Origin of the sequence: Burkholderia alba (assembly GCF_034721475.1) — a bacterium.
GTDB classification, from domain to species: domain Bacteria; phylum Pseudomonadota; class Gammaproteobacteria; order Burkholderiales; family Burkholderiaceae; genus Burkholderia; species Burkholderia alba.
Map to the genome: position 1 here is coordinate 16648 of NZ_JAWJWL010000037.1, position 23167 is coordinate 39814.

Sequence of the window (23167 nt, forward strand, 5' to 3'; positions counted from 1 at the left end):
ATTATAGCGTTTCGACGGGGTCCTTACCGGAGACGCGCGTCAGACCCGCTCGGACCGAGGTTTGCGGGCGGGATCGACGGGTACGGTGTCGAGCTGGTAGCCATAGCCGTAAAGCGGCGTCAGGCGGTAGCCCCGCTCCGGATGAAGGCGCAGCTTGCTGCGCAGCCGGGACGCGTGGGTGTCGAGGGTACGCGACTTCATGCCGCGGCGTTTCTCCCAGACCGACTCGAGAATGTGCACCCGCGACACCGGCCGCGACTTGTTGGCGAACAGCAGCAGGGCGAAGCGGAACTCCTTCGGTGTCAGCAGCACGGTTTCCGTGCCGAAGCGGACGATGCTGCTGAGTGAGTCGAAAGAATATTCGCCGAAGGTGTCGCGCGGGCGGTTGTGCGGGCGCTGCACACCGGCGCGGCGCATCAGCGCGCTGACCCGGGCGAGCAGCTCGGGCCCGCGCACCGGCTTGCGGATGCAATCGTCGGCACCGGCCTGCAGGCAGGCGACGATCTCGCTTTCGCGCGGTTCGGACATGACGGCGATTGCCGGTACGCCGGGCTGGACGAGCCGCGCCCGGGGAATGACTTCCTCCGCGGGGAGATCGCCGGCCCAGCTGGCGACGAGGAAGAGATCGCAGGTTTCGGTGCCGAGCCAGTCGAGGAAGCCGGCGCTGCTCCGGAAGAGATGGCACAGATGGCCGCCCGCGAAAAGCAGCCGATTCACGAATTCCGCGTGGCGTACGTCTGGGTCTATCAGGGCTATTCGCATGGGCGTTTTGTCAGCAGGGTAACGAGGGTGCCCTTGCCTAACGTCATGCCGGACCCTAAACTCATCCGCTACGCGGAAAGGCTGCTGATCTTCTGAATGAGAAAAATCGATGCTAGTCGCGTGAGTCGTTCACGCCTATGGGACGAATCTGAAATTAGAAGAAGGCGCTGAATGAACTGGTTTGGAATCGTTGTTTTGGGCATGGCCGTGGGTTTGCTGGGCGGGTGGCTGCATCCGCTGCGCCGGATCCGGCGCGGCTCGGTGTGGAAGGCCGTGGCGGCCGGCGTGCTCGCTGCAGCCGCCGCCAAGATGGCCGGCAATGTCTCAGGACTCTTTTACGACGGGGAAACGCTCGAATGGCCGGTGTGTACCGGCGTGGCGTTCCTGGCCGTCGCCTTGACGGTGAGCTTGTCCTCCCGTCGCTGAACGCTCTCAGGTGAACAATCATGAATGCCCGACTCCCCGAAACCTCGTCCGTGCCCGTGCGCATTGCCTTGCTGCGCGGCGCGATGGCGCGCGAGGATCTGGCCGCCTATCTGGTGCCGTCCGCCGATCCCCATTTGTCTGAATATTTGCCCGAGCGCTGGCAAGCCCGGCAGTGGCTGTCAGGATTCACCGGCTCGGTCGGCACGCTGGTCGTGACCGCCGATTTCGCGGGGCTGTGGGTCGACAGCCGCTACTGGGTGCAGGCGGAAGCCGAACTGGCCGGCACCGGCGTGGAGTTGATGAAGATGATGGGCGGCCAGCAGACCCAGCCGCACATCGAATGGCTGGCGCAGCACGTGCCGGCGGGCGCGACGGTGGGCGTCGACGGCGCGGTGCTGGGCGTGGCGGCCGCGCGCGCGCTGACGAGCGCGCTGACGGCGCGCCGCATCGCGCTACGCACCGATCTCGACCTGCTCGACGCGATCTGGCCGCAGCGTCCGCCACTGCCCGCCGACGTCGTGTTCGAGCACGTCGCGCCGCAGGCCGACAAGACCCGTGCGGGCAAGCTCGCGCAGGTGCGGCGCGCGATGCAGGACCAGGGTGCGCAATGGCACTTCGTGTCGACGCTCGACGATCTCGCGTGGCTGTTCAATCTGCGCGGCGCCGACGTGAACTACAACCCGGTGTTCGTCGCCCATGCGCTGATCGGGCTCGAGCGCGCGACGCTGTTCGTCGCGGACGGCAAGGTGCCGGCCGAATTGGCGGAGTCGCTCGCGCAGGACGGCGTCGACGTGCAGCCGTACGCGGCGGCGGGCGCGGCGCTCGCCGCGCTGCCGGCGGGCGCCGGGCTGCTCATCGATCCGCGTCGGGTGACGTTCGGTTCGCTGCAGGCGGTGCCGAAGCCCGTGCGGATCGTCGAGGCCGTGAATCCGTCGACCTTCGCGAAATCGCGCAAGACGCCCGTCGAGGCGGAGCACGTGCGCGCGACGATGGAGCAGGACGGCGCCGCGCTCGCCGAGTTCTTCGCGTGGTTCGAGGGCGCGGTCAACCGCGAGCCGATCACCGAAGTGACGATCGACGAAAGGCTGACGGCGGCGCGCGCGCGCCGACCGGGCTATGTGTCGCTGAGTTTCGCGACGATCGCGGGTTTCAACGCGAACGGCGCGATGCCGCACTATCACGCGACGCGCGACTCGCACGCGGCGATCGAGGGCGACGGCCTGCTGCTGATCGACTCGGGCGGCCAGTACCTGAGCGGTACGACCGACATCACGCGAGTCGTGCCGGTCGGCACGATCACCGATGCGCACCGGCGCGATTTCACGATCGTGCTGAAGGCGATGATGGCGCTGTCGCGCGCGCGGTTTCCGCGCGGCATCCGGTCGCCGATGCTCGACGCGATCGCGCGCGCGCCGATGTGGGCGGCGGGCCTCGATTACGGGCACGGCACGGGGCACGGCGTCGGCTATTTCCTCAACGTGCACGAAGGTCCGCAGGTGATCTCCCACTACGCCGCCGCCGAGCCGTACACGGCGATGGAGGAAGGGATGATCACGTCCGTCGAGCCCGGCGTATACCGGCCGGGCAAGTGGGGCGTGCGCATCGAGAATCTCGTGCTCAACCGTGCCGCGGGACAGACCGAGTTCGGCGACTTCCTCGAATTCGAAACCTTGACGCTGTGTCCGATCGACACGCGCTGCGTGCTGCCCGGGCTGTTGCACGACGACGAGCGCGCGTGGCTGAACGCTTATCACGCGACGGTGCGCGAGCGGGTCGGCCGGCATCTGACGGGCGCCGCGAAGGCATGGCTCGACGCGCGCACCCAGCCGATCTGAAGCCGGGCGGGCGCGCGCCCGACAACGAATATCCGAGGTGGAGATGGCGAAAACCGCAGTGATCGTGATCGACATGCAGCGCGGCCTGCTGCAGCGCGCGAGGCCCGCGCATCGGCTCGCCGACGTGGTGGCGGGCATCAACCGGCTGACGGCGGCCGCGCGCGCAGCCGGCGCGCCGGTGTGCATCGTGCAGCACGACGGCGACGCGGACGACGACGTGGTGCCCGGCACACCCGGCTGGCAGCTGCATGCCGACCTGGAGCGCAGCGGCGACGACTGGCTGGTGCGCAAGCGCTTCAGCGATGCGTTCCACGACACGCCGCTGGCCGCCGATCTCGACCGGGCCGGCATCGACAGCGTGATCCTGTGCGGCTACGCGACGGAATTCTGCGTGGACTCGACCGCTCGCCGCGCGGCGCTGCTCGGCTACCGGACGACGGTCGTCTCCGATCTGCACACCACGAACGAGCGGTCGCACGCGAGCGCCGCCCAGATTGCCGAGCATCACAATTTCATCTGGAAAAACTGCTCGTTCTCGGGTAACGCGGTGACGCCGCGTCCGCTCGACGACGTGCTCGCGACGGAGTTTGCATGACGATCAAGGCGGTCGTATTCGATTTCGGCGGGGTGCTGATCGACTGGAGCCCCGAGTATCTGTACAGGCAGCTGATGCCCGACGAGACGGAGCGCCGCTGGTTTCTGACCCACGTCTGCGCAATGGAATGGGTGATCAAGCAGGACGGCGGCCAGACCATCGAGGAAGGCACCGAGGAGCTGGTGGCGAAGTTTCCCGGATATGAGGCATCGATTCGCGCGTTCTATGCGCGCTGGCACGAAATGATCGGCGGCGTGCTCGCGGGCGGGGAGGCGCTGGTGGACCGGCTCGACGCGCAACGGATGCCGTTGTTCGGCCTGACGAACTGGTCCGCGCAGACGTTCCCGTACGCATGGGAGCGTTTCCCGCTCCTGCATCGATTCAGGGAGATCGTGGTGTCGGGGCGCGTGAAGCTGGTGAAGCCCGATCCCGCGATTTATCGCGAGATGGTCGCGCGCATCGAACCGCATCTGCCGGGCATCGCACCGCACGAGCTGGTGTTCATCGACGACAATCCGCATAACGCGGCGGCCGCGACGGCGCTTGGCTGGCACGGCATTCACCACACCAGCGCCGAAACCACGGAAGCACGCTTGCGCGAGCTGGGCGCGCTGGCCTGAAGGCGGATCGTCGGCTTGTTGCGGCACCGGACAAGAAAAAAGCGGGCATCGCCCGCTTTTTTTGCGCCTGAGGCCGCCGCTCGGAGCGGGCCGCCCGTCAGCGGCTGATCGGCTTGTAGCGGAGCCGCTTCGGCTTGGCCGCTTCCTCGCCGAGGCGCGCGCGCTTGTCGGCCTCGTACTCCTGGTAGTTGCCGTCGAAGAACGTCACCTGCGAATCGCCTTCGAACGACAGGATGTGCGTGGCGATCCGGTCGAGGAACCAGCGATCGTGCGAGATCACCAGCACCGAGCCGGCGAATTCGAGCAGCGCGTCTTCCAGCGCGCGCAGCGTTTCGACGTCGAGGTCGTTCGACGGCTCGTCGAGCAGCAGCACGTTGCCGCCCGCGATCAGCGTCTTCGCGAGGTGCAGCCGGCCGCGCTCGCCGCCCGACAGGTTGCCGACGATCTTCTGCTGGTCGCCGCCCTTGAAGTTGAAGCGGCCGATGTACGCGCGCGACGGCGTTTCGTATTTGCCGACCGTCAGCACGTCCGCGCCGCCGGAGATTTCCTCGAACACCGTCTTCGAGCCGTCGAGCGCGTCGCGACTCTGGTCGACGTACGCGACCTTCACCGTCGGTCCCATCGCGATCTCGCCCGAATCCGGCTGTTCCTTGCCCGTGAGCATGCGGAACAGCGTCGACTTGCCGGCGCCGTTCGGCCCGATGATGCCGACGATCGCGCCTGCCGGGATCTTGAAGTTCAGGTTGTCGATGAGGAGACGGTCGCCGTAAGCCTTGCTGACGTTCTTGAACTCGATCACCTCGTTGCCGAGACGCTCGCCGACCGGAATGAAGATTTCCTGGGTCTCGTTGCGCTTCTGGTATTCCTGGCTGTTGAGTTCCTCGAAGCGGGCGATCCGCGCCTTCGACTTCGCCTGGCGGCCCTTCGGATTCTGGCGCACCCACTCCAGTTCCTTCTTGATCGCCTTCTGGCGTGCCGATTCGGTCGCCTCTTCCTGCTTCAGCCGGTCTTCCTTCTGGTCGAGCCAGCTGCTGTAGTTGCCCTTCCACGGAATGCCGTGGCCGCGATCGAGTTCGAGAATCCACTCGGCGGCGTTGTCGAGGAAGTAGCGGTCGTGGGTGACCGCGACGACCGTGCCGGGGAAGCGCGTCAGGAACTGTTCGAGCCAGTCGACCGATTCGGCGTCCAGGTGGTTGGTCGGTTCGTCGAGCAGCAGCATGTCGGGCTTTTCGAGCAGCAGCTTGCAGAGTGCGACGCGGCGTTTCTCGCCGCCCGACAGGTGCTCGATCTTCGCGTCCCACGGCGGCAGGCGCAGCGCGTCGGCCGCGATCTCGAGCTGCTGCTCGGGGCTGCCGCCGTCGCTCGTCGCGAGGATCGCCTCGTACTTCGCCTGCGCCGCGGAGAGCGCATCGAAATCGGCGTCCGGTTCCGCGTAGGCGGCATAGATCTCGTCGAGCTTCTTCTGCGCCTGGAACACGTCGCCGAGGCCGTCCTCGACGGCTTCGCGCACGGTTTTTTCCGGATCGAGCTGGGGTTCCTGGGGGAGATAGCCGATGTTGAGGTTCGGCATCGGCGTGGCTTCGCCTTCGATGTCCTTGTCGACACCCGCCATGATGCGGATCAGCGTCGACTTGCCCGAGCCGTTCAGGCCGAGCACGCCGATCTTCGCGCCGGGGAAAAACGACAGCGAGATGTCCTTCAGGATCTGGCGCTTGGGCGGCACGATCTTGCCGACCCGGTTCATCGTGAAAACGTATTGGGCCATGTGCGTGAGAAAGTAAAAAGTAGCGGCCGCCGCCGCTCGGCTGGCGGCCGGCGCGGCAACGGGATGCGTGATTCGGGCTGGAAGCCGCCGCGGTTGGATCCGGCGGAAAGGCTGCGGACCGGCGGCGCGAACCGTCATTGTACTTCGCGCCGCGCAAGCTTAACCGGGCCGCCGCCGCGTCACAGCCACGCAGCGACGCCGCCGTGGCCGGAGCAGGTGCCGCGGCGGTGGCGGCTGAAGCTGTACGCACCGTCCCGGCAGCGCGCGCTCGCGCCTTCGGGAACCCGGCCCGAGTTCGACCGGGCGGGCGAATGAACCGTGCGGCCGTCGCTGTTCTGGTAAGTGCGATGCGAGTCGAGATCGCTTTCGTCGGTCTGGCCCGGCGTGGAGGGCGAGTAGGCGAATGCCGGCGGCGCGGTGAGCGGCAGCGCGGCGACGCAGAGCGCGATCAGGCCCGGCGCGCTGAGCCGCCACGCACGCGGCGTGAACGTTCGGTGGAATGTCATGGTCTCTCGTGGTTCTTATCGGGTTATGGTCGGTCCGGCCGGACGGCATCTTAGCCGAGGCTGAAGAAACCGTACCGCGAATCGTCTTGTTAACAAGACCGGCTTTGCAGCACATCAAGGAGGGAACATGCGGCTCAAGCGTCATATCCATCAATCCGGGCTGGCGGCGATGCTTGCCTGCGCGCTCGGCTTGTCCGCGTGCGCGGGCGGGCCGGCAGGCCCGTCGTCCGCGCCGTCGGCGGCGCTGCCGCTGATCGTCGCGCATCGCGGCGGCACGGGCGACGCGCCGGAGAATACGCTCGAGGCGATCCGGCTGGCGCTCGCGCAGCGCGCCGATGCGATGTGGCTGACGGTGCAGTTGAGCAAGGACGGCGTGCCGGTGCTGTACCGGCCGGCCGATCTCTCCGCGCTGACGCCGGCGAGCGGAGCGGTGGCGGATCGTACGGCGGCCGAGCTGGCGCGGCTCAACGCAGGATGGAATTACAAGGATGCGGACGGACAGTACCCGTATCGCGTGCGTCCGGTCGGCATTCCGACGCTGCGCGATGCGTTGCGCGCGCTGCCGGCCGGCATGCCGGTGGTGCTCGACATGAAGGCGCTGCCCGCGCCGCCGCAGGCCGCCGCGGTCGCGCGGGTGCTGGACGATCTGGCGGCGTGGCCGCGCGTCATGCTCTATTCGACCGAAGCGGCGTATCAGCAGGCGTTCGCCGCCTATCCGCAGGCCCGTCTGTTCGAATCCCGCGACGCGACCCGCGACCGGCTGGTCAAGGTGCTGCTCGGCCAGGGATGCGAAAGCGCGCCGGCCGCGCCGGTGTGGACGGGGTTCGAACTGCACCGGCCACTGACCGTCACCGAGAAGTTCACGCTGGGCGAGGGGGTATCGCGGGCGACCGCGACCTTGTGGAACCCGACGACCGTCGCTTGTTTCCGGCGTCAGGCGCCGGTCCGGATCCTGGCGATCGCGGTGAACGACGCCGCCGGCTATCGGGCCGCGGCGTGTCTCGGTCTCGACGCGGTGCTGGCGGATTCGCCGCGCCGGATGACGCAGATCAGGGCGTCGCTGGCCGGGCAGCCGCTACGTTGCGACGCGCCTGACCGGGACGTCGCGGCCACGCATTAGGCGCGTTTGTCCGTTGATGGAGTCGGTCCGACGTCGCTTGGGCCGGCGGTCTCGGCCAGCAGCCAGGCGCGGAATGCCGCGAAGGGCGGACGTTGCGCATGCGACGGCGGATAGACCAGGTAATAGCCAAGGTCGTCGAGTTGCACAGGCGGTGCGAGCGGTATCAGCCGGTCCGTCGCCAGATCGTGCGCGACCATGGCGGACGGCAGCAGCGCCGCACCCTGGCCGTCCCGCGCTGCCTGCAGCAGTAAACCCGGGTCGTCGAACGAGGGGCCGCGCGGGGCCCCGACGTCGGCGACGCGTTGCGACAGGAACCAGCGTAGCCAGCCTTGCCGGTCCGCATCGTGCAGCAGCGGCCAGTCGGCGAGGCCGGCGGGTGCCGCCGGTGCGCCACCGCGACGGCCGACGAGGTCGGGTGCGGCAACCGGCACGATCGCCACGGTGAACAGCGGGTCGCCGCGCAGGCCGGCGTAGCGGCCGAGGCCGTGACGGATCGCGGCGTCGATGCCGCCGCGCGCGAAGTCGGCGAGTGCCTGCCCGGTCGTGACCTGCAGATCCAGGTTCGGGCACGCGGCCCGCAAGCCGGACAGGCGCGGCACGAGCCACGCGGATGCGAAGAACGGCGTGACGCTCACGGTCAGCACACCGCTGTCTGCCGACGCGGCGACCCGCTGCGACGCATCGGCGATTTGCCCGAACGCGTTGCGCACGGGCGGTAGATAATCATGCCCGGCCGGCGTGAGCCGCACGCCGCGATGCACGCGTTCGAACAGCGCGACGCCGAGGTGGGCCTCGAGCGTCCGGATCAACTGACTCACCGCGCCGGGCGTGACGTGGAGCTCCTCGGCCGCGCGCTTCACCGACAGGTGTCGCGCGGCGGCCTCGAAGGCCCGCAATGCGTTCAGCGGCGGCAGGCGAGAGCGGGTCATATAGGTTTTCTCAACTGAATGATTCAGTAAATCGGGTTTGAAGCGCGGCGCCGGGGCATGTAGGGTAGTGGCGTGATAGGCGTGTCCGCCGCCGCAACGATGCCGTGGCGCCACGCCCTCACCATAGTTCACCTATCGTAATGATGCCAATTCCGGCGGTGCCCGCCGACCTGAGAGGAGGACAAACATGAATCGCCCGCCCGCGCCCGCCGCGCCTCGCGTCTTCTATGGCTGGTATGTGGTGGCCGCCGCCTTTGCGGTGACCTTCATCGGGTTCGGCAGCGCGTACACGTTCAGCGCGTTCGTCGGCGCGCTGCAGCACGACTTCGCGGCATCGCGCGGACAGATCTCGCTCGTGTTTTCGCTCGCGGGCTTTCTCTATTTCGGCTTCGGCGTGGTGAGCGGGCCGCTCGCCGATCGCATCGGCTCGCGCCGCTTGGCGGTCGCCGGCATGCTGCTGACCGCCGCCGGACTCGCGGCGGCCGGCGCCGCGCGTACGCTGCCGCAAGTCTATGTCGCGTATGGCCTCGGGGTTGGGCTCGGGGTCGGCTGCGCGTATGTGCCGGCCGTCGGCGCGGTGCAGCGCTGGTTCGTGAAGCGGCGCGGCTTCGCGTCGGGGCTGGCGGTCGCCGGGATCGGGGTCGGCACGCTGGTGATGCCGCCGCTCGCGTCGGCGCTGATCGCGCAGATCGGCTGGCGCGGTGCGTACTTCGTGCTGGCGGCGCTGGCGGTCGTGGTTGGTGCGGGGATGTCGCTGCTGATCGAGAACGACCCGCGCGGCCGCGGCCTGCTGCCCGACGGCGCCGTGTCGACCGCCGATCGCGACGCGCGGCCGGCGGCCGGGACGGCGGCGGGCGCATCCGTCAGAGAAGCCGTGCTGTCCCGGCCGTTCGCCAGCCTTTACGCCGCCTGCCTCGTGTGCTCGTTCGGCGTTTTCGTGCCGTTCGTGCACTTGGTGCCGTACGCGCTCGATCACGGCGTCGGACCGTCGGCCGCCGTGCTGCTGCTCGGCGCCATCGGCGTGGGGAGCACCGCCGGCCGGTTCCTGCTCGGCGGGCTCGCCGACCGGCTGGGCCGCCGGACTTCACTGCTCGCGATGTTCGCGGGCATGGCCGCTGCGCTGCTGATCTGGGCCTGCGCGTCCGGGTTCTGGGCGCTCGCTGCGTTCGCGTTCGTCTACGGCGTGTTCTACGGCGGATGGGTGGCCGTGCTGCCCGCCGTCACGATGGATTACTTCGGCGGGCGCAACGTGAGCGGCATCATCGGCGTGCTCTATACCAGCGTCGCGTTCGGCACGTTGATCGGGCCCGCCGCGGCGGGCTTCATCTACGACAGCGGCAGCGGCTATCTGCTGCCGATTCTCGCGAGCGCCGCCGCGAACCTGATCGCTTTCGGGATCGTTGCCGGATCGTCCGGCGCGCCGGTGCGGGCCGGTCTGCCGGGCGCTTGAAGATGGCCGCCGAGCAGGCTCGACCGCATGCCCGCTGCCGGCGAGAGGGGTGCGCTTTCTGCTCGGCAAGGTGCTCGGCCCCGCTCGCGGGTTTCCGCGCGGCTGAATCGGTGTGATGATGGCGGCGGGTTGGGGCCGGGTGATCGGCACCGTCCGCCGCGCGTCGGGCAACCTGCTCGGGCCGACCGTCACGCGGGCGTTCGCCGGCGCGACGATATGCCGGATCCTTTATTTCATCGCGAGCGGCGCGGTGCGCTCGTGCCTGGGAGAGCGCATGACTTTCGACGAGGTGAGGCAGATCGCGCTCGGCTGGCCCGGCGTGGAGGACGGTACGTCGTACGGCACGCCCGCGCTGAAGGTGAAGGGCACACTGCTCACGCGCCTGAAGGAGGACGGGGACAGCCTGGTGGTGAAGGGCGTCGATACCGACGAGCGCGCGCTGCTGATGGAGACCGAACCGGACGTGTATTACATCACCGACCACTATCGCGGCTGGCCGATCGTGCTGGTGCGCTTGTCGAATGCCGATCCCGGCACCGTGTCGGCGTTGCTGCTGCGCGAGTGGAAAGCGATCGCGCCCAGAAAGCTGCTGGCGGAATTCGACGCCGTGCGCCGCTGAACCTCGCGCCGCCGATCTTCTCTCTGCATGAACGACGGATTTGCGCGCCGTGATCCGGGCTCGGCGCGCGTTGGCCGGCGGGTTTTCGCGGGCACCCGGTCGCGCGCCGAAAGCGTGCGCTGACGGGGCCGCCGGACGGATGGCATGACGCCCCGGACAGGATCCGACACGGTGGCCATGAGCCGGCTTCGTGGAGTGGTTCCATCAAATCATCGTAATTGGCTCTCATGAGCCGAACCATTGCTGCTTACACTGCACCGGTTTTGCATCTCGCAGACAATCGTCGGACAGATTCATTTTCGAGCGGCCGGGACTTGCCCGCACACCGGGATCGACGGCTCCGCTCATGCCTGCGCATCGCGCAATGCCGCTGAGCGGACCGCCTCGCGCGGATCCGCGACGAAACGAACGACATCCCCGATAGACGCACCGCCCGCGCGCAATCCAGCCGCACGGCCGCCGGAATTCGATTCCCGCCGCCGCATGACGAGAACTGGAGCGCGGGCGCACCCGATAGCAGGCTCTCGCAGCCGCCGTTTTGGAGGAGACATGAAGGAAGCTAGTGGTACCGGCTTGGGTACCGGCCTCAAGCAGCGTCACGTGACGATGCTGTCGATCGCGGGCGTGATCGGCGCGGGATTGTTCGTCGGGTCCGGTCACGCGATTGCGGAAGCCGGTCCCGCCGCGTTGATCGCGTACGGGATCGCGGGGCTCCTCGTCGTACTCGTGATGCGCATGCTGGGCGAGATGGCGATCGCCCATCCGGACAGCGGCTCGTTCTCGACCTACGCCGATCGGGCGATCGGCCATTGGGCGGGCTTCACGATCGGCTGGCTGTACTGGTGGTTCTGGGTGCTCGTCATTCCGATCGAGGCCACGGCCGCGGCGACGATCCTCAATGCGTGGTTCCCGGGCGTCGCGACGTGGATCTTCGCGCTCGGCATCACGTCCGCGCTGACGCTGACCAACCTGTTCTCGGTGAAGCACTACGGCGAGTTCGAATTCTGGTTCGCGCTGATCAAGGTGGTCGCGATCGTCGTGTTCCTGTGCGTCGGCGGCGCGGCGATCTTCGGCTTGCTGCCGGGCTCGAACGTGTCGGGGGCGGCGCGGCTGATCGATCACGGCGGTTTCATGCCGAACGGGCTCGGTGCGGTACTCGCCGCGATGCTGACGACGATGTTCTCGTTCCTGGGGACCGAGATCGTGACGATCGCGGCGGCGGAGTCCGACAATCCCGAGCGGCAGATCGTGCGTGCGACCCATTCGGTGATCTGGCGGATCACGCTGTTCTATCTCGGCTCGATCTTCGTGGTCGCGGCCATCGTGCCGTGGAACGATCCGCTGCTGCCCGCGCACGGCTCGTATCAGCGCGCGATGGAGCTGATCGGCATTCCGCACGCGAAGGGCATCATCGACGTGATCGTGCTGGTGTCGGTCGCGAGCTGCCTGAATTCGGCGCTGTACACGGCGTCGCGGATGATCTTCTCGCTGTCGAGACGGCAGGACGCACCCGCGTTCCTGCGCAGGACCGACGCGAGCGGCACGCCGCGGGCGGCGGTGCTCGCGTCCACCGCGTTCGGCTTCGTGACGGTGATCGCCAACTACGTGATGCCGGAGCAGGTGTTCGGCTTCCTGCTCGCGACGTCGGGCGCGATCGCGCTGCTGGTGTACCTGGTGATTGCCGTGTCGCAGCTGCGGATGCGCGCGACGCTCGACGCGGGCGGCGCGCACCTCGCGCTGCGGATGTGGTGTTTTCCGTGGCTGACTTGGGTGGTGATCCTGTTCATCTGCGGGGTGCTGAGCGCGATGCTGCTGCGCGCCGATCACCGGATGGAAGTGGGCGCGACCGCGGTGCTGGCGCTGCTGGTGGTGCTGGCGTCGTGGCTGAACCGGCGGGCGCGGGAAGCGCGGGCGCCGGCGGTGCCGGCGAATCCGCGGTGAGGATGCCGGTGTCCGGGGATCCGCGCGGCCGCTGAGCGCCGAACCCGGCCGCCCATGAAAAAGCCCGCTTCGAGCGGGCTTTTTCATGGGCGGACCGGCGCGGGGCCGGACGGGCTCAGACGTTGAACAGGAAGTTCATCACGTCGCCGTCGTGCACCACGTACTCCTTGCCTTCCGCGCGCATCTTGCCGGCTTCCTTCGCGCCTTGCTCGCCCTTGTACGCGATGAAGTCGTCATAGGCGATCGTCTGCGCGCGGATGAAGCCGCGTTCGAAATCCGTATGGATCACGCCCGCCGCCTGCGGCGCGGTGTCGCCGATGTGGATCGTCCACGCGCGCACTTCCTTCACGCCCGCCGTGAAGTACGTCTGCAGGCCGAGCAGCTTGAAGCCCGCGCGGATCACGCGGTCGAGGCCCGGCTCGTCCATGCCCAGATCGGCGAGGAACGCTTCCTTGTCGGCGTCGTCGAGATCTGCGATTTCCGCCTCGATGGCCGCGCATACCGCGACCACCGGCGATTTCTCGCCTTCCGCGTACTTGCGCACGGCGTCGAGATGCGGATTGTTGTCGAAGCCGTCTTCCTTCACGTTCGCGACGTACATCGTCGGCTTCGCGGTAATCAGGCAGAACGGCTTGAGCAGCGCGACCTCGTCGTCGGACAGGTCGAGACTGCGCACGGCCTTGCCCTGGTCCAGGTGGGCGCGCGCCTTCTCGAGCACGGCGGCGAGCTTGACGGCTTCCTTGTCGTTGCCCGACTTGGCCGCCTTCGAATAGCGCGTGAGCGCCTTCTCGACCGTCGCGAGATCGGCGAGCGCGAGTTCGGTGTTGATGACTTCGATGTCGTCGAGCGGGCTGACCTTGCCGGCGACGTGGATCACGTTCTCGTCCTCGAAGCAGCGCACGACGTGCGTGATCGCGTCGGTTTCGCGGATGTTCGCGAGGAACTGGTTGCCGAGGCCTTCGCCCTTGCTCGCGCCGGCGACCAGGCCGGCGATGTCGACGAATTCGACCACGGCCGGCACGATACGCTCGGGCGTGATGATCTCGGAGATCGCCTTCAGGCGGGCGTCCGGCACCTCGACCACGCCGACGTTCGGCTCGATCGTGCAGAACGGATAGTTCTCGGCGGCGATGCCGGCCTTCGTCAGCGCGTTGAACAGGGTGGACTTGCCGACGTTGGGCAAGCCGACGATGCCGCATTTGAGGCTCATGGGATCCTTCGGTAATTCAATGGGTTGGGCGTGACGCGGCGGGGCTGGCGAGCATCGCCGGCGCGCGAGCGCCGATCGCGGCGGCCCACGTCGGGCCGGACGAAGCCGCCTGTCCAGGCTGCGCGCCGCGCCGGGCGCCGCGCTTGCTTCGTCGTCGAAAGCGGCAATTGTAACTCTTTCGGAATCGCCGGACGGCAGGCCGGATCGCGATGGGGGGCGCCGCGCCGTCGCCTCAATCCGCCGGCCGCCGATCCTCCAGCGCCGCCCGGCAGTCGTCGAGCACCAGCGCCACGAGCCGCGCGTCGAGGTTCAGGTCGTCGGTATCGATGATTTCCTCGACCGCGTCGCGCGCCCAGGCGGCGTTCACGAACGCCTCGTGCCGGCGGGCGATGTCGAGGGCCGTGGCGGAGAGTTTGGCGAGCGTCAGCCAGTCGGCTTCCCGCATGTGCCGGTCGAGCCACTTGTGAGCCGCCTGAACCTGGAAGGTCGATGCCGGCCACGACTCGTTCAGATAGTAAGCGCCGAGGTTGCCGATGGTGAGCCAGCACAGCAGCTCGACGCGATCACGTTGGCTGAGATTCGGGCGGACATCGCTCATGACCAGGCTCACGACGGTGGTTGGGTTGCGCTTCCCGGGGTCGGCCGCCGCGCGGCTCCGACACTAAAAAGATAGCACGCCGCCGGCGAAACCATCCATGCTCCGAAAACCTGCCCCGCCGCCGGCCCGCCACCGCACCCCGTCGTTCGGCCGCCGTCATGGCGCACACGCTGCCGGCATCAATAACGATAGTAGTCGTGGCGGTGGTAGTAGCCGCCGTCAGGCACCACGATGCATCCGCCCAACACGCTGCCCAGCACGACGGCCAGGGCCGCGAGAACCGCAATCCGTTTCATGGGGATCTCCCGTTGTTTCGTGGAACCCAATGTAGCGGCGGCCCGGATGACAAGCGGTGTGCGTTTGTAAGGAAAAGTGTGGCGTGTAATGCCTGCCCGTGCGCCGGCCGGACGCCGATGGGCGGGCCGGTTACCGATGCAATCGTTTGGTACGGCGGCCGCCCCGTACCCGGCTCGCGCGACGGGATAGAAGCGGTTCGCGGCACGACGTCGCAGCCTGTGCGTCCGCCTGATTTGCCGCAAATCCCCGCAGCGAAGCGGCCGGATGCCCCGGCTATAATGCCCGCCATGACTGCCCATCATCAGAATTTCGACGTCGCCGTGGTCGGCGGCGGGCTCGTCGGCAAGACGGCCGCGCTCGCGCTGACCCAAGCGGGTTACAAGACCGCGCTGCTCGCGCAACAGGCCGTGCCGCGCCCGGCGAACCTCGCGTTCGATTCGCGCATCTATGCGCTGTCGGCCAGCTCGCAGGCACTGCTCGAACGGCTGCGCGTCTGGCAGGCGCTCGATCACGACCGGCTCGCGCCGGTGTATGACATGCGCGTCTACGGCGATGCGCAGGCCGAGCTGCACTTCTCGGCGTTCCAGGCGTCCGTGCCGCAGCTTGCATGGATCGGCGAATCGACGCTGGTCGAAACCGCGCTCGACGCCGCGCTGCGGTTCCAGCCGAACCTCAACTGGCTCGACACCCGCGCGCAGGGCTTCGACGTGAAGCCCGGCGGCGCGATGCTCGCGCTCGCGAACGGCAACGTGATCGAAGCCGACCTGGTGGTCGGCGCGGACGGCGCGCATTCCTGGGTCCGCTCGCAGATGGGCTCGAAGGTCGAGCGGCGCGACTACCGGCAAACCGGCGTCGTCGCCAACTTCAAGGCGGCGCTGCCGCACCGTGAAACCGCGTACCAGTGGTTCCGCGACGGCGAAATCATCGCGCTGCTGCCGCTCCCGGACGGTCATGTATCGCTCGTATGGTCCGCGCAGACCGCGCATGCGGACGACCTCCTCGCGCTCGATCCGGCGCAACTGGCGGCCGAAGTCGAGCGCGCGACGCACCGGCAGCTCGGCGCGCTCGAATGCGTGACGCCCGCGCAGGGCTTCCCGCTCGCGCTGCAGACCGTGGATCGCCTGATCGCGCCGCGCGTCGCGCTGGTGGGCGATGCCGCGCACCTGATTCATCCGCTGGCCGGCCAGGGGATGAATCTCGGGCTGCGCGACGTCGCCGCGCTCGTCGACACCATCGCCGGCAAGGAAGCGTTCCGGGACCTCGGCGATACGGTGCTGCTGCGCCGTTACGAACGCGCGCGCCGCGAGGACATTCGCGCGCTGATGGTCGCGACCGACGGCCTGCAGCGGCTGTTCGCGCTGCCCGGCACGCTCGCCCGCGTCGTGCGCAACACCGGCATGGCGCTGGTCGGCGCGCAGCCGCTCGTCAAGCGCTTGCTGGTGTCGTCGGCGCTCGGATAAACGCCGCCCGCGAACCTTCGGACGGCCCGGCAGTCGGACACAGTCTTGTCGCCGTCGTACACTGTGGCGGTGCCCCGATTGATCTGAAGGAAGATTTACATGAAAAAAACGATTCGCATCGCCGCCGTCGCGCTCGCCGTCGCGACGGTCGCGCTCGGCTGCAGCGCGCAGGCCGACCAGACCACCGACAAGCTGAAGGCGACGCTGCAATCCCGTCTCGGCGCTGAAGCGCCGATCAAGAGCGTCACCAAATCGCCGGTCGCCGGTCTCTATGAAGTGAATCTCGGCTCGCAGATCGTCTATAGCGACGCGACCGGCGACTACATGCTGCTCGGCGACCTGGTCGACACCAAGTCGCGCAAGAACCTGACGGAAACGCGTCTGTCGGAAATCAACAAGATCGATTTCGCGAGCCTGCCGGTCGCGAACGCGATCAAGGTCGTGAAGGGCAACGGCGCACGCAAGATCGCGGTGTTCTCCGATCCGAACTGCCCGTACTGCAAGAAACTCGAAACGACCCTCAAATCGGTCGACAACGTCACCGTCTACACCTACCTGTATCCGGTCCTGTCGCCGGATTCGACGGTGAAGTCGAAGTCGATCTGGTGCTCGACCGATCGCGTCAAGACCTGGGAGGCATGGATGCTCGATCACCGCGCGCCGTCCGGCGCGGCGAGCTGCGACACGAGCGCGCTCGACAAGAATCTCGCGCTGGGTCGCGGGATGAACGTCACCGGCACACCGACCATCTTCCTCGCCGATGGCACCCGTCTGCCGGGCGCGGTGTCTGCCGACCAGCTGAATCAGGCGTTGTCCGCGGTGAAGTGACGCGGCCGTTCCCCTGAGCAGTGCGACAGAGGCGCCGGCGTTCCGCCAGGCGCCTCTTTTCATAGCCGTTCCGTTTTCCACCGATTCCGACGATGAAGCCGATTCGCTACACGATCGTTCCGAAAGATCCTGCCGCCCACCTGTTCGAAGTGACCCTCACCGTGGCCGATCCCGATCCGGCCGGCCAGCGCTTCATGCTGCCTGTCTGGATTCCGGGCAGCTACATGGTGCGCGAGTTCGCGCGCAACATCGTGACGCTGCGCGCGGTGAACGACGCGGGCCGCAAGGTGCCGGTCGACAAGACGGACAAGCACACGTGGCAGGCCGCGCCGACGAAGGGCGCGCTGACGCTGCGCTATGACGTCTATGCGTGGGATCTGTCGGTGCGCGCCGCGCATCTCGGCGACACCGGCGGCTTCTTCAACGGCACCAGCGTGTTCCTGTCGCCGGCAGGGTGCGAGCAAGCGCCGTGCACGGTGGAGATCGCGAGGCCGGCGGGAGAGGCGGGCCGGCGCTGGCGCGTCGCCACGTCGCTGCCGGAGGCGCGCGGCACGAAGCGTTATGGATTCGGCACGTACCGGGCGGAGAACTACGACGACCTGATCGATCATCCCGTGACGCTCGGCGAGTTTGCGCTGACGACGTTCGACGCGCATGGCGTGCCGCACGACGTGGTGATCGCCGGGCGCGTGACCGGGCTCGATCTCGACCGTCTGGCCGCCGACCTGAAGCGCGTGTGCGAAGCGCAGATCGCGCTGTTCGAACCGAAAACGAAGCGGGCGCCGATGGAGCGTTATGTGTTCATGACGCAAGCCGTGAGCGACGGCTACGGCGGCCTCGAGCATCGCGCGTCGACCGCGCTGATCTGCAACCGCGGCGATCTGCCGGTCAAAGGGCGGCCGGAGGCGACGGAAGGCTATCGCACCTACCTGGGCCTGTGCAGTCACGAGTACTTCCACACGTGGAACGTCAAGCGGATCAAGCCGGCGGCGTTCGCGCCCTACGATCTGTCGACCGAGAACTACACGTCGCTGCTGTGGCTGTTCGAGGGCTTCACCTCCTATTACGACGATCTGATGCTGGTGCGCAGCGGCCTGATCAACCAGGCCGATTATTTGGGCTTGCTCGGCCGCACGATCGGCGGCGTGCGGCGCGGCAGCGGCCGGCTCAAGCAGAGCGTCGCGGAAAGCTCGTTCGATACCTGGATCAAGTATTACCGGCAGGACGAGAACGCGACGAACGCGATCGTCAGCTATTACACGAAAGGCTCGCTCGTCGCGCTCGCGTTCGATCTGGCGATCCGGGCGCAAACCCGCAACCGCAAGTCGCTCGACGACGTGATGCGGCTGCTGTGGCAGCGCTACGGCCGCGATTTCTATCGCGGCAAGCCGGACGGGATCGGCGAAACGGATGTCGAGGCGCTGATTGCCGAAGCCACCGGCGTGACGCTCGGGCGGCTGTTCGACGACGCGGTACATGGCACGCGCGACCTGCCGTTCGACTCGCTGTTCGAACCGTTCGGCATCGTACTGACCCCCGATACGGGTTCGAACGGCGATGCCGCGGCGAAACCGACGCTTGGCGCACGCATGCGCGGCGGCGCGGAATGCGTGCTGGCCGCGGTGTACGAAGGCGGCGCCGCTCACAAGGCGGGCCTGTCGGCGGGCGACGCGCTGGTCGCGCTCGACGGCCTGCGCGTGACGGGCTCGAACCTCGACGCCTTGCTCGCGCGCTACCGGCCGGGCGACAAGGTCGAACTGCACGCGTTCCGGCGCGACGAGCTGCGCACCGCTCGGCTGAAGCTCGACGGCCCGGAAATCATGCGCTACAAGCTGACCGCGCAGGATAAGCCGGCCGCCCAGCGGACCTCGCGCAAAAGCTGGCTAGGTATGTGAGGCCGACGGTTCGCCGTTTGCCGGGCGGGCGCGGGGGGCGGATTGTTCTATTCGTGCAACAATCCGTCGCTGCTGGGGTGCTTTTTCGGGAAGATGGTCGTCCGCACAATGGCGTCACTCGCGCTACTCAAGCGCAAGCCCAACGGAGCCCGACATGACGACCATCCTGCAAATCAATTCCGCCGCCCGCTCGCAAGGCGCGCAATCCACGCTGCTTGCCGACGAACTGACGGCCAAGCTGCAAAAATCGCATCCCGCCGCGACGGTGACGGTGCGCAACCTGCTCGCCGACGCACTGCCGCATCTCGACGACGCCGTGCTGGGCGCGTTCTTCACGCCCGCCGACAAGCGCAGCGCCGAGCAGAACGCGATCGTCGCGAAGAGCGATGCGCTGATCGCCGAACTGAATGCGGCCGACGTGATCGTGATCGGCGCCCCGCTGTACAACTTCGGCGTGTCGTCGCAGCTCAAGACCTATTTCGACTGGATCGCCCGCGCCGGCGTGACGTTCCGCTATACCGCGAACGGTCCGGAAGGTCTGATCAACGGCAAGAAGGTGTATGTGGTGTCGGCCCGCGGCGGCAAGTATTTCGGCACGCCGAACGATACGCAGACGCCGTTCCTGAAGACCTTCCTCGGCTTCGTCGGGATGACGGACGTGAGCTTTATCTACGCGGAAGGCCTGAACCTCGGCCCCGAATCGGCAAGCGCGTCGCTGGCCGGTGCCCGCGACGCGATCGCCGCCGTCTGAGCGGAGCGCCCGGCGCCCGCGCGAATCCGTCGCAAAAAGAAACGCCGCGAACCTTCGGGTTCGCGGCGTTTCTTTTTTGAGGTGCGGCGACGGGGCTCAGGCCAGCGTGGCCGCTTCGTCGGGCAGGCGCCAGTCGATCGGCGCGCGGCCGTGCCGGGTGAGGTATTCGTTCGCGAGCGCGAAGTGACGGCAGCCGAGGAAGCCGCGGTGCGCGGACAGCGGCGACGGATGCGGTGCTNTCGGGCAGGCGCCAGTCGATCGGCGCGCGGCCGTGCCGGGTGAGGTATTCGTTCGCGAGCGCGAAGTGACGGCAGCCGAGGAAGCCGCGGTGCGCGGACAGCGGCGACGGATGCGGTGCTTCGAGCACGCAGTGCACGGCGGTGTCGAAGAGCGCGCGCTTGGCCTGCGCGTGCGCGCCCCACAGCATGAATACCCGCCCGCGATGACGCTGCGCCAATTCGCGGATCAGCGTATCGGTGCACGGTTCCCAGCCCCGCTTCGCGTGGCTCGCGGCGGACGCCTGCTCGACCGTCAGCACGGTGTTGAGCAGCAGCACGCCTTGCCGGGCCCACGTGTCGAGACAGCCGTGGCGCGGCGTGTCGTGACCGAAGTTCGCGCCGATCTCCTTGAAGATGTTGCGCAGCGACGGCGGTGTCTTGACCGCGGGCGGCACAGAGAACGCCAGCCCGTGTGCTTGCGGCGTTCCCCGGTCGTCGCCGTGATAGGGGTCCTGGCCCAGGATCACGACCTTGACTTCGTCGGGGCTTGTGAGACGCAGCGCGCGGAACACGTCGTCAGGGTAGACCGTCTTGCCGGCGGCGCGCTCGCCGTCGACGAAGCGGCACAGCGGCGCATATGCGTCGCTGCGAATGAACGGGTCGAGCAGTGCGTGCCATGCGGGCGGCAGCGCATCGAACTGCGCGGCGAGCGATGACGTGCCCGCGAGGGGGACGGCTGCGTTGTCGGCTGCGTCGAACAGTGACGATTGCTGCGTCGGATGGGGTGAGGTGCGAGTGGCCATGCGGGTGCGGTGGGTGTTTCAGGCTGCGCGCAACTGGTAGCCGCGCTGCGCCTTGCTCAGATTGTCCGGTGCGAGGCCGGGCAGGGCGGCGGCGAGTCCGGCGGCGAGCGTCTGCAATGCCGCTTCGTTGCCGTCGAGGAGTTCCAGCTCGATTTCGAGGATCGGTGCGCGGCGCGTATCGGCGCCGACCTGCGCGACGATCTCGCCCTGGTCGAGCGCCGCTTCGATTCGCGCGCCTTGATGATCGACGTGCCACAACGTGCGCGAGAAATCCGTGCGGAACAATGCGATCAGCGTGGGGGCGGCGGCGCGCAACGCGGCCGCTGCCGCCGGGACGTCGCACGCGGCGGCCAGCGCGTCGAGTTCGAGCCGGTCCCGCTGGACGGGCATTTCCCACTCGTGCCGGCGGTGCAGCCCGCCTTCGGCGCTGCCGACCGTCTTGAAGGTCTGCAGCCAGCCCTGCGGCGCGAGCCGCAGGCGCAACGCGCTTTTCGAGCGGGCGAGGGCGAGATCGGGCGTGTCGAAGTAGAGGTTCGACAGCACGATGTCGCGGCCGGCCGCGCCGGCACGTGCATCGAGCCAGCGCCGGGCCGCGTCGATCTGAGCGGCCGGCAGCGCCAGCTTGATTTCCTTCTCGATTGCCATGACGCGGGCCGCTCAGAAGAACATCCGCGCGAGTTCCTCGCCCGGATGCTCGGCCCGCATGAACGCTTCGCCGACGAGGAACGTCCGCACGTCGGCGGCCTGCATCCGTTCGACGTCCGCCCGCGCCAGGATGCCGGACTCCGTCACCACGATCCGGTCCGGCGGAATCATGTCCAGCATGCCGAGCGTCGTGTCGATCGTCGTTTCGAAGGTGCGCAGGTTGCGGTTGTTGATGCCCAGCAGCGGGGTTTTCAGCGTCAGCGCCTCGGTCAGCTCGTCACGGTTGTGCACTTCCACGAGCACCGCGAGTCCGAGCGAATGAGCATACGCTTCGAGATCCTGCATCGCGGGCGTGTCGAGCGCGGCGGCGATCAGCAGGATCGCATCCGCGCCCATCGCACGCGCTTCGAGGATCTGATAAGGGTCGACGATGAAGTCCTTGCGCAGTACCGGCAAACTGCACGCGGCGCGTGCTTCCTCCAGATAGCGGGCGCTGCCCTGGAAGAACTGCTCGTCGGTCAGCACCGACAGGCAGGCCGCGCCGTGCGATGCGTACGAACGGGCGATATCGGCGGGTACGAAGTGCTCGCGCAGCACGCCTTTCGACGGACTCGCCTTCTTCACTTCGGCGATCACGGCGGCCTTGCCTGCCGCGTGCTTGGCGCGCAACGCACCGACGAAATCGCGGTGATCGCGCGCCGACGCCTCGAGTGTCAGGGCTTCGAGCGGGGCGCTACGCATCGCGGCGGCGATTTCTTCGCGCTTGACGGCAATGATTCGGTCGAGGATGTCGCTCATGAGTATCTCGCGGACGTGATTCGGATTCGGATGGGACGGGGCCCGGCTCAGTGCTTGAACTGCTGCGTGAAGCGCACCAGTTCGTCGACCTTCGCACGTGCGCGGCCGCTCGCGACCGCCTCGCGGGCGAGCTGGATGCCGTCGGCGATCGATGCGGATACGTTCGCCGCGTACAGCGCGGTGCCCGCGTTGAGCGTGACGATCTCGCGGGCGACGCCCGGCTTGTTGTCGAGCGCTTCGAGCAGCATGCCGCGCGATTCGTCGGCGTTCTGGACCTTGAGCGTGCGGTTCGACACCATCTGCAGACCGAAGTCTTCCGGATGGATTTCGTATTCGTGCACGTTGCCGTCGCGCAGCTCGCCGACGAGCGTCGCCGCGCCGAGCGAGACCTCGTCCATGCCGTCCTTGCCGTAGACGACCAGCACGTGCCGCGCGCCGAGGCGCTGCATCACGCGCACCTGGATCCCGACCAGATCCGGGTGGAATACGCCCATCAGCTGGTTGGGCGCATCGGCGGGGTTCGTCAGCGGCCCGAGGATGTTGAAGATCGTCCGCACGCCGAGTTCGCGGCGTACCGGCGCGATGTTCTTCATCGCGGGATGATGGTTCGGCGCGAACATGAAGCCCATCCCGGTCTCGTCGATCGATGCCGCCACCTGATCCGGCTGCAGGTCGATGTTGACGCCGAGCGCTTCCAGCACGTCGGCGCTGCCGGACTTGCTGGATACGCCGCGGTTGCCGTGCTTCGCGACCTTCGCGCCCGCCGCGGCGGTGACGAACATCGTCGCGGTGGAGATGTTGAACGTATGCGAGCCGTCGCCGCCCGTGCCGACGATGTCGACGAAATTCGAGTTGTCGGCCACCCGCACGTGATTCGCGAATTCGCGCATCACGGTGGCCGCGGCGGCGATCTCGCCGATCGTCTCTTTTTTGACGCGCAGCCCCGTGATGATCGAGGCCGCCATCACGGGCGACATGTCGCCGCGCATGATGAGCCGCATCAGGTGGAGCATCTCGTCGTGGAAGATTTCGCGATGCTCGATCGTGCGCTGCAGCGCTTCCTGTGGAGTGATGGTCATGGTGCCCGGTGCCTCGT

The 23167-nt window shown here is 67.8% G+C and carries 21 protein-coding genes and 1 pseudogene; 12 read left to right on the forward strand and 10 right to left on the reverse strand.

The features are described from left to right. Positions 1-39 precede the first annotated feature (39 nt). Complete coding sequence (locus RZR99_RS28470; RefSeq protein WP_323123113.1) at positions 40-762, reverse strand: response regulator transcription factor; 723 nt, start codon at positions 760-762, stop codon at positions 40-42. A gap of 171 nt (positions 763-933) precedes the next feature. Between RZR99_RS28470 and RZR99_RS28475 the strand changes: the two genes are divergently transcribed. Genes RZR99_RS28475 through RZR99_RS28490 form a run of 4 tightly spaced genes read left to right on the forward strand, consistent with a single transcriptional unit; the run spans position 934 to position 4238 of the window. Next, positions 934-1188 (forward strand): hypothetical protein, encoded by a 255-nt coding sequence (locus RZR99_RS28475; RefSeq protein WP_323123114.1) that lies wholly within the window; start codon positions 934-936, stop codon positions 1186-1188. A gap of 20 nt (positions 1189-1208) precedes the next feature. Beyond that, positions 1209-3023, forward strand: coding sequence for an aminopeptidase P family protein (locus RZR99_RS28480; protein ID WP_323123115.1), 1815 nt, complete (start codon positions 1209-1211; stop codon positions 3021-3023). Positions 3024-3066: 43 nt separating this feature from the next. Then, on the forward strand, positions 3067-3618 hold the full coding sequence (locus RZR99_RS28485) for a cysteine hydrolase family protein (protein WP_323123116.1): 552 nt from the start codon (positions 3067-3069) through the stop codon (positions 3616-3618). Further along, positions 3615-4238, forward strand: a complete 624-nt coding sequence (locus RZR99_RS28490; RefSeq protein WP_323123117.1) for an HAD family hydrolase — start codon at positions 3615-3617, stop codon at positions 4236-4238. Before RZR99_RS28485 ends, RZR99_RS28490 begins: the two co-directional genes overlap by 4 nt. Positions 4239-4335: 97 nt before the next feature. Here RZR99_RS28490 and ettA read toward each other — a convergent pair whose 3' ends face one another. Together ettA and RZR99_RS28500 are read right to left on the reverse strand one after the other, a co-directional pair. Next, positions 4336-6003, reverse strand: coding sequence for an energy-dependent translational throttle protein EttA (ettA, locus tag RZR99_RS28495; protein WP_323123118.1), 1668 nt, complete (start codon positions 6001-6003; stop codon positions 4336-4338). Positions 6004-6182: 179 nt separating this feature from the next. Continuing rightward, positions 6183-6509, reverse strand: coding sequence for a DUF3761 domain-containing protein (locus tag RZR99_RS28500; protein ID WP_323123119.1), 327 nt, complete (start codon positions 6507-6509; stop codon positions 6183-6185). 127 nt (positions 6510-6636) lie between these two features. On the opposite strand from RZR99_RS28500, the gene RZR99_RS28505 reads away from it, so the two are divergent. Next, on the forward strand, positions 6637-7629 hold the full coding sequence (locus RZR99_RS28505; RefSeq protein ID WP_323123120.1) for a glycerophosphodiester phosphodiesterase family protein: 993 nt from the start codon (positions 6637-6639) through the stop codon (positions 7627-7629). On the opposite strand, the gene gcvA is transcribed toward RZR99_RS28505, so the two are convergent. Beyond that, entirely contained in the window at positions 7626-8558 is a 933-nt protein-coding gene (gcvA, locus tag RZR99_RS28510; protein WP_323123121.1) for a transcriptional regulator GcvA, read from the reverse strand. The genes RZR99_RS28505 and gcvA overlap by 4 nt on opposite strands. Before the next feature lie 187 nt (positions 8559-8745). On the opposite strand from gcvA, the gene RZR99_RS28515 reads away from it, so the two are divergent. The 3 genes from RZR99_RS28515 (at position 8746) to gabP (ending at position 12568) form a co-directional block, all read left to right on the forward strand. Continuing rightward, a complete protein-coding gene (locus tag RZR99_RS28515) occupies positions 8746-10008 on the forward strand; it encodes an MFS transporter (RefSeq protein ID WP_323123122.1) in 1263 nt (420 codons plus the stop codon). Positions 10009-10282: 274 nt separating this feature from the next. Continuing rightward, positions 10283-10627 (forward strand): MmcQ/YjbR family DNA-binding protein, encoded by a 345-nt coding sequence (locus tag RZR99_RS28520; RefSeq protein ID WP_323123146.1) that lies wholly within the window; start codon positions 10283-10285, stop codon positions 10625-10627. A 549-nt stretch (positions 10628-11176) separates the two neighbouring features. Further along, entirely contained in the window at positions 11177-12568 is a 1392-nt protein-coding gene (gene gabP / locus RZR99_RS28525) for a GABA permease (RefSeq protein ID WP_323123123.1), read from the forward strand. Positions 12569-12683: 115 nt separating this feature from the next. Here the strand turns inward: gabP and ychF are convergent, their stop codons facing one another. After that, positions 12684-13778, reverse strand: a complete 1095-nt coding sequence (gene ychF, locus RZR99_RS28530) for a redox-regulated ATPase YchF (protein WP_323123124.1) — start codon at positions 13776-13778, stop codon at positions 12684-12686. 232 nt (positions 13779-14010) lie between these two features. Further along, positions 14011-14376, reverse strand: coding sequence for a hypothetical protein (locus RZR99_RS28535; RefSeq protein WP_323123125.1), 366 nt, complete (start codon positions 14374-14376; stop codon positions 14011-14013). 575 nt (positions 14377-14951) lie between these two features. Between RZR99_RS28535 and RZR99_RS28540 the strand changes: the two genes are divergently transcribed. From RZR99_RS28540 to RZR99_RS28555, 4 genes are all read left to right on the forward strand, one after another. After that, a complete protein-coding gene (locus tag RZR99_RS28540; protein WP_323123126.1) occupies positions 14952-16133 on the forward strand; it encodes a UbiH/UbiF family hydroxylase in 1182 nt (393 codons plus the stop codon). Positions 16134-16232: 99 nt separating this feature from the next. After that, entirely contained in the window at positions 16233-16961 is a 729-nt protein-coding gene (locus tag RZR99_RS28545; RefSeq protein ID WP_323123127.1) for a DsbC family protein, read from the forward strand. Between the two features lie 92 nt (positions 16962-17053). Next, on the forward strand, positions 17054-18856 hold the full coding sequence (locus RZR99_RS28550; protein WP_323123128.1) for a M61 family metallopeptidase: 1803 nt from the start codon (positions 17054-17056) through the stop codon (positions 18854-18856). 154 nt (positions 18857-19010) lie between these two features. Then, entirely contained in the window at positions 19011-19607 is a 597-nt protein-coding gene (locus RZR99_RS28555) for an FMN-dependent NADH-azoreductase (protein ID WP_323123129.1), read from the forward strand. A 220-nt stretch (positions 19608-19827) separates the two neighbouring features. Here the strand turns inward: RZR99_RS28555 and RZR99_RS28560 are convergent. The 4 genes and pseudogenes from RZR99_RS28560 to trpD form a co-directional block, all read right to left on the reverse strand. Further along, positions 19828-20628: pseudogene (locus RZR99_RS28560) on the reverse strand (uracil-DNA glycosylase); the annotation flags it as partial. A gap of 18 nt (positions 20629-20646) precedes the next feature. Then, positions 20647-21273, reverse strand: a complete 627-nt coding sequence (locus RZR99_RS28565) for a CYTH domain-containing protein (RefSeq protein ID WP_323123130.1) — start codon at positions 21271-21273, stop codon at positions 20647-20649. 12 nt (positions 21274-21285) lie between these two features. Beyond that, a complete protein-coding gene (gene trpC / locus RZR99_RS28570; RefSeq protein WP_323123131.1) occupies positions 21286-22071 on the reverse strand; it encodes an indole-3-glycerol phosphate synthase TrpC in 786 nt (261 codons plus the stop codon). Between the two features lie 47 nt (positions 22072-22118). Then, positions 22119-23150: an anthranilate phosphoribosyltransferase gene (gene trpD / locus RZR99_RS28575; RefSeq protein ID WP_323123132.1), complete on the reverse strand. Its 1032-nt coding sequence runs from the start codon at positions 23148-23150 to the stop codon at positions 22119-22121. Between the last annotated feature and the right edge of the window lie 17 nt (positions 23151-23167).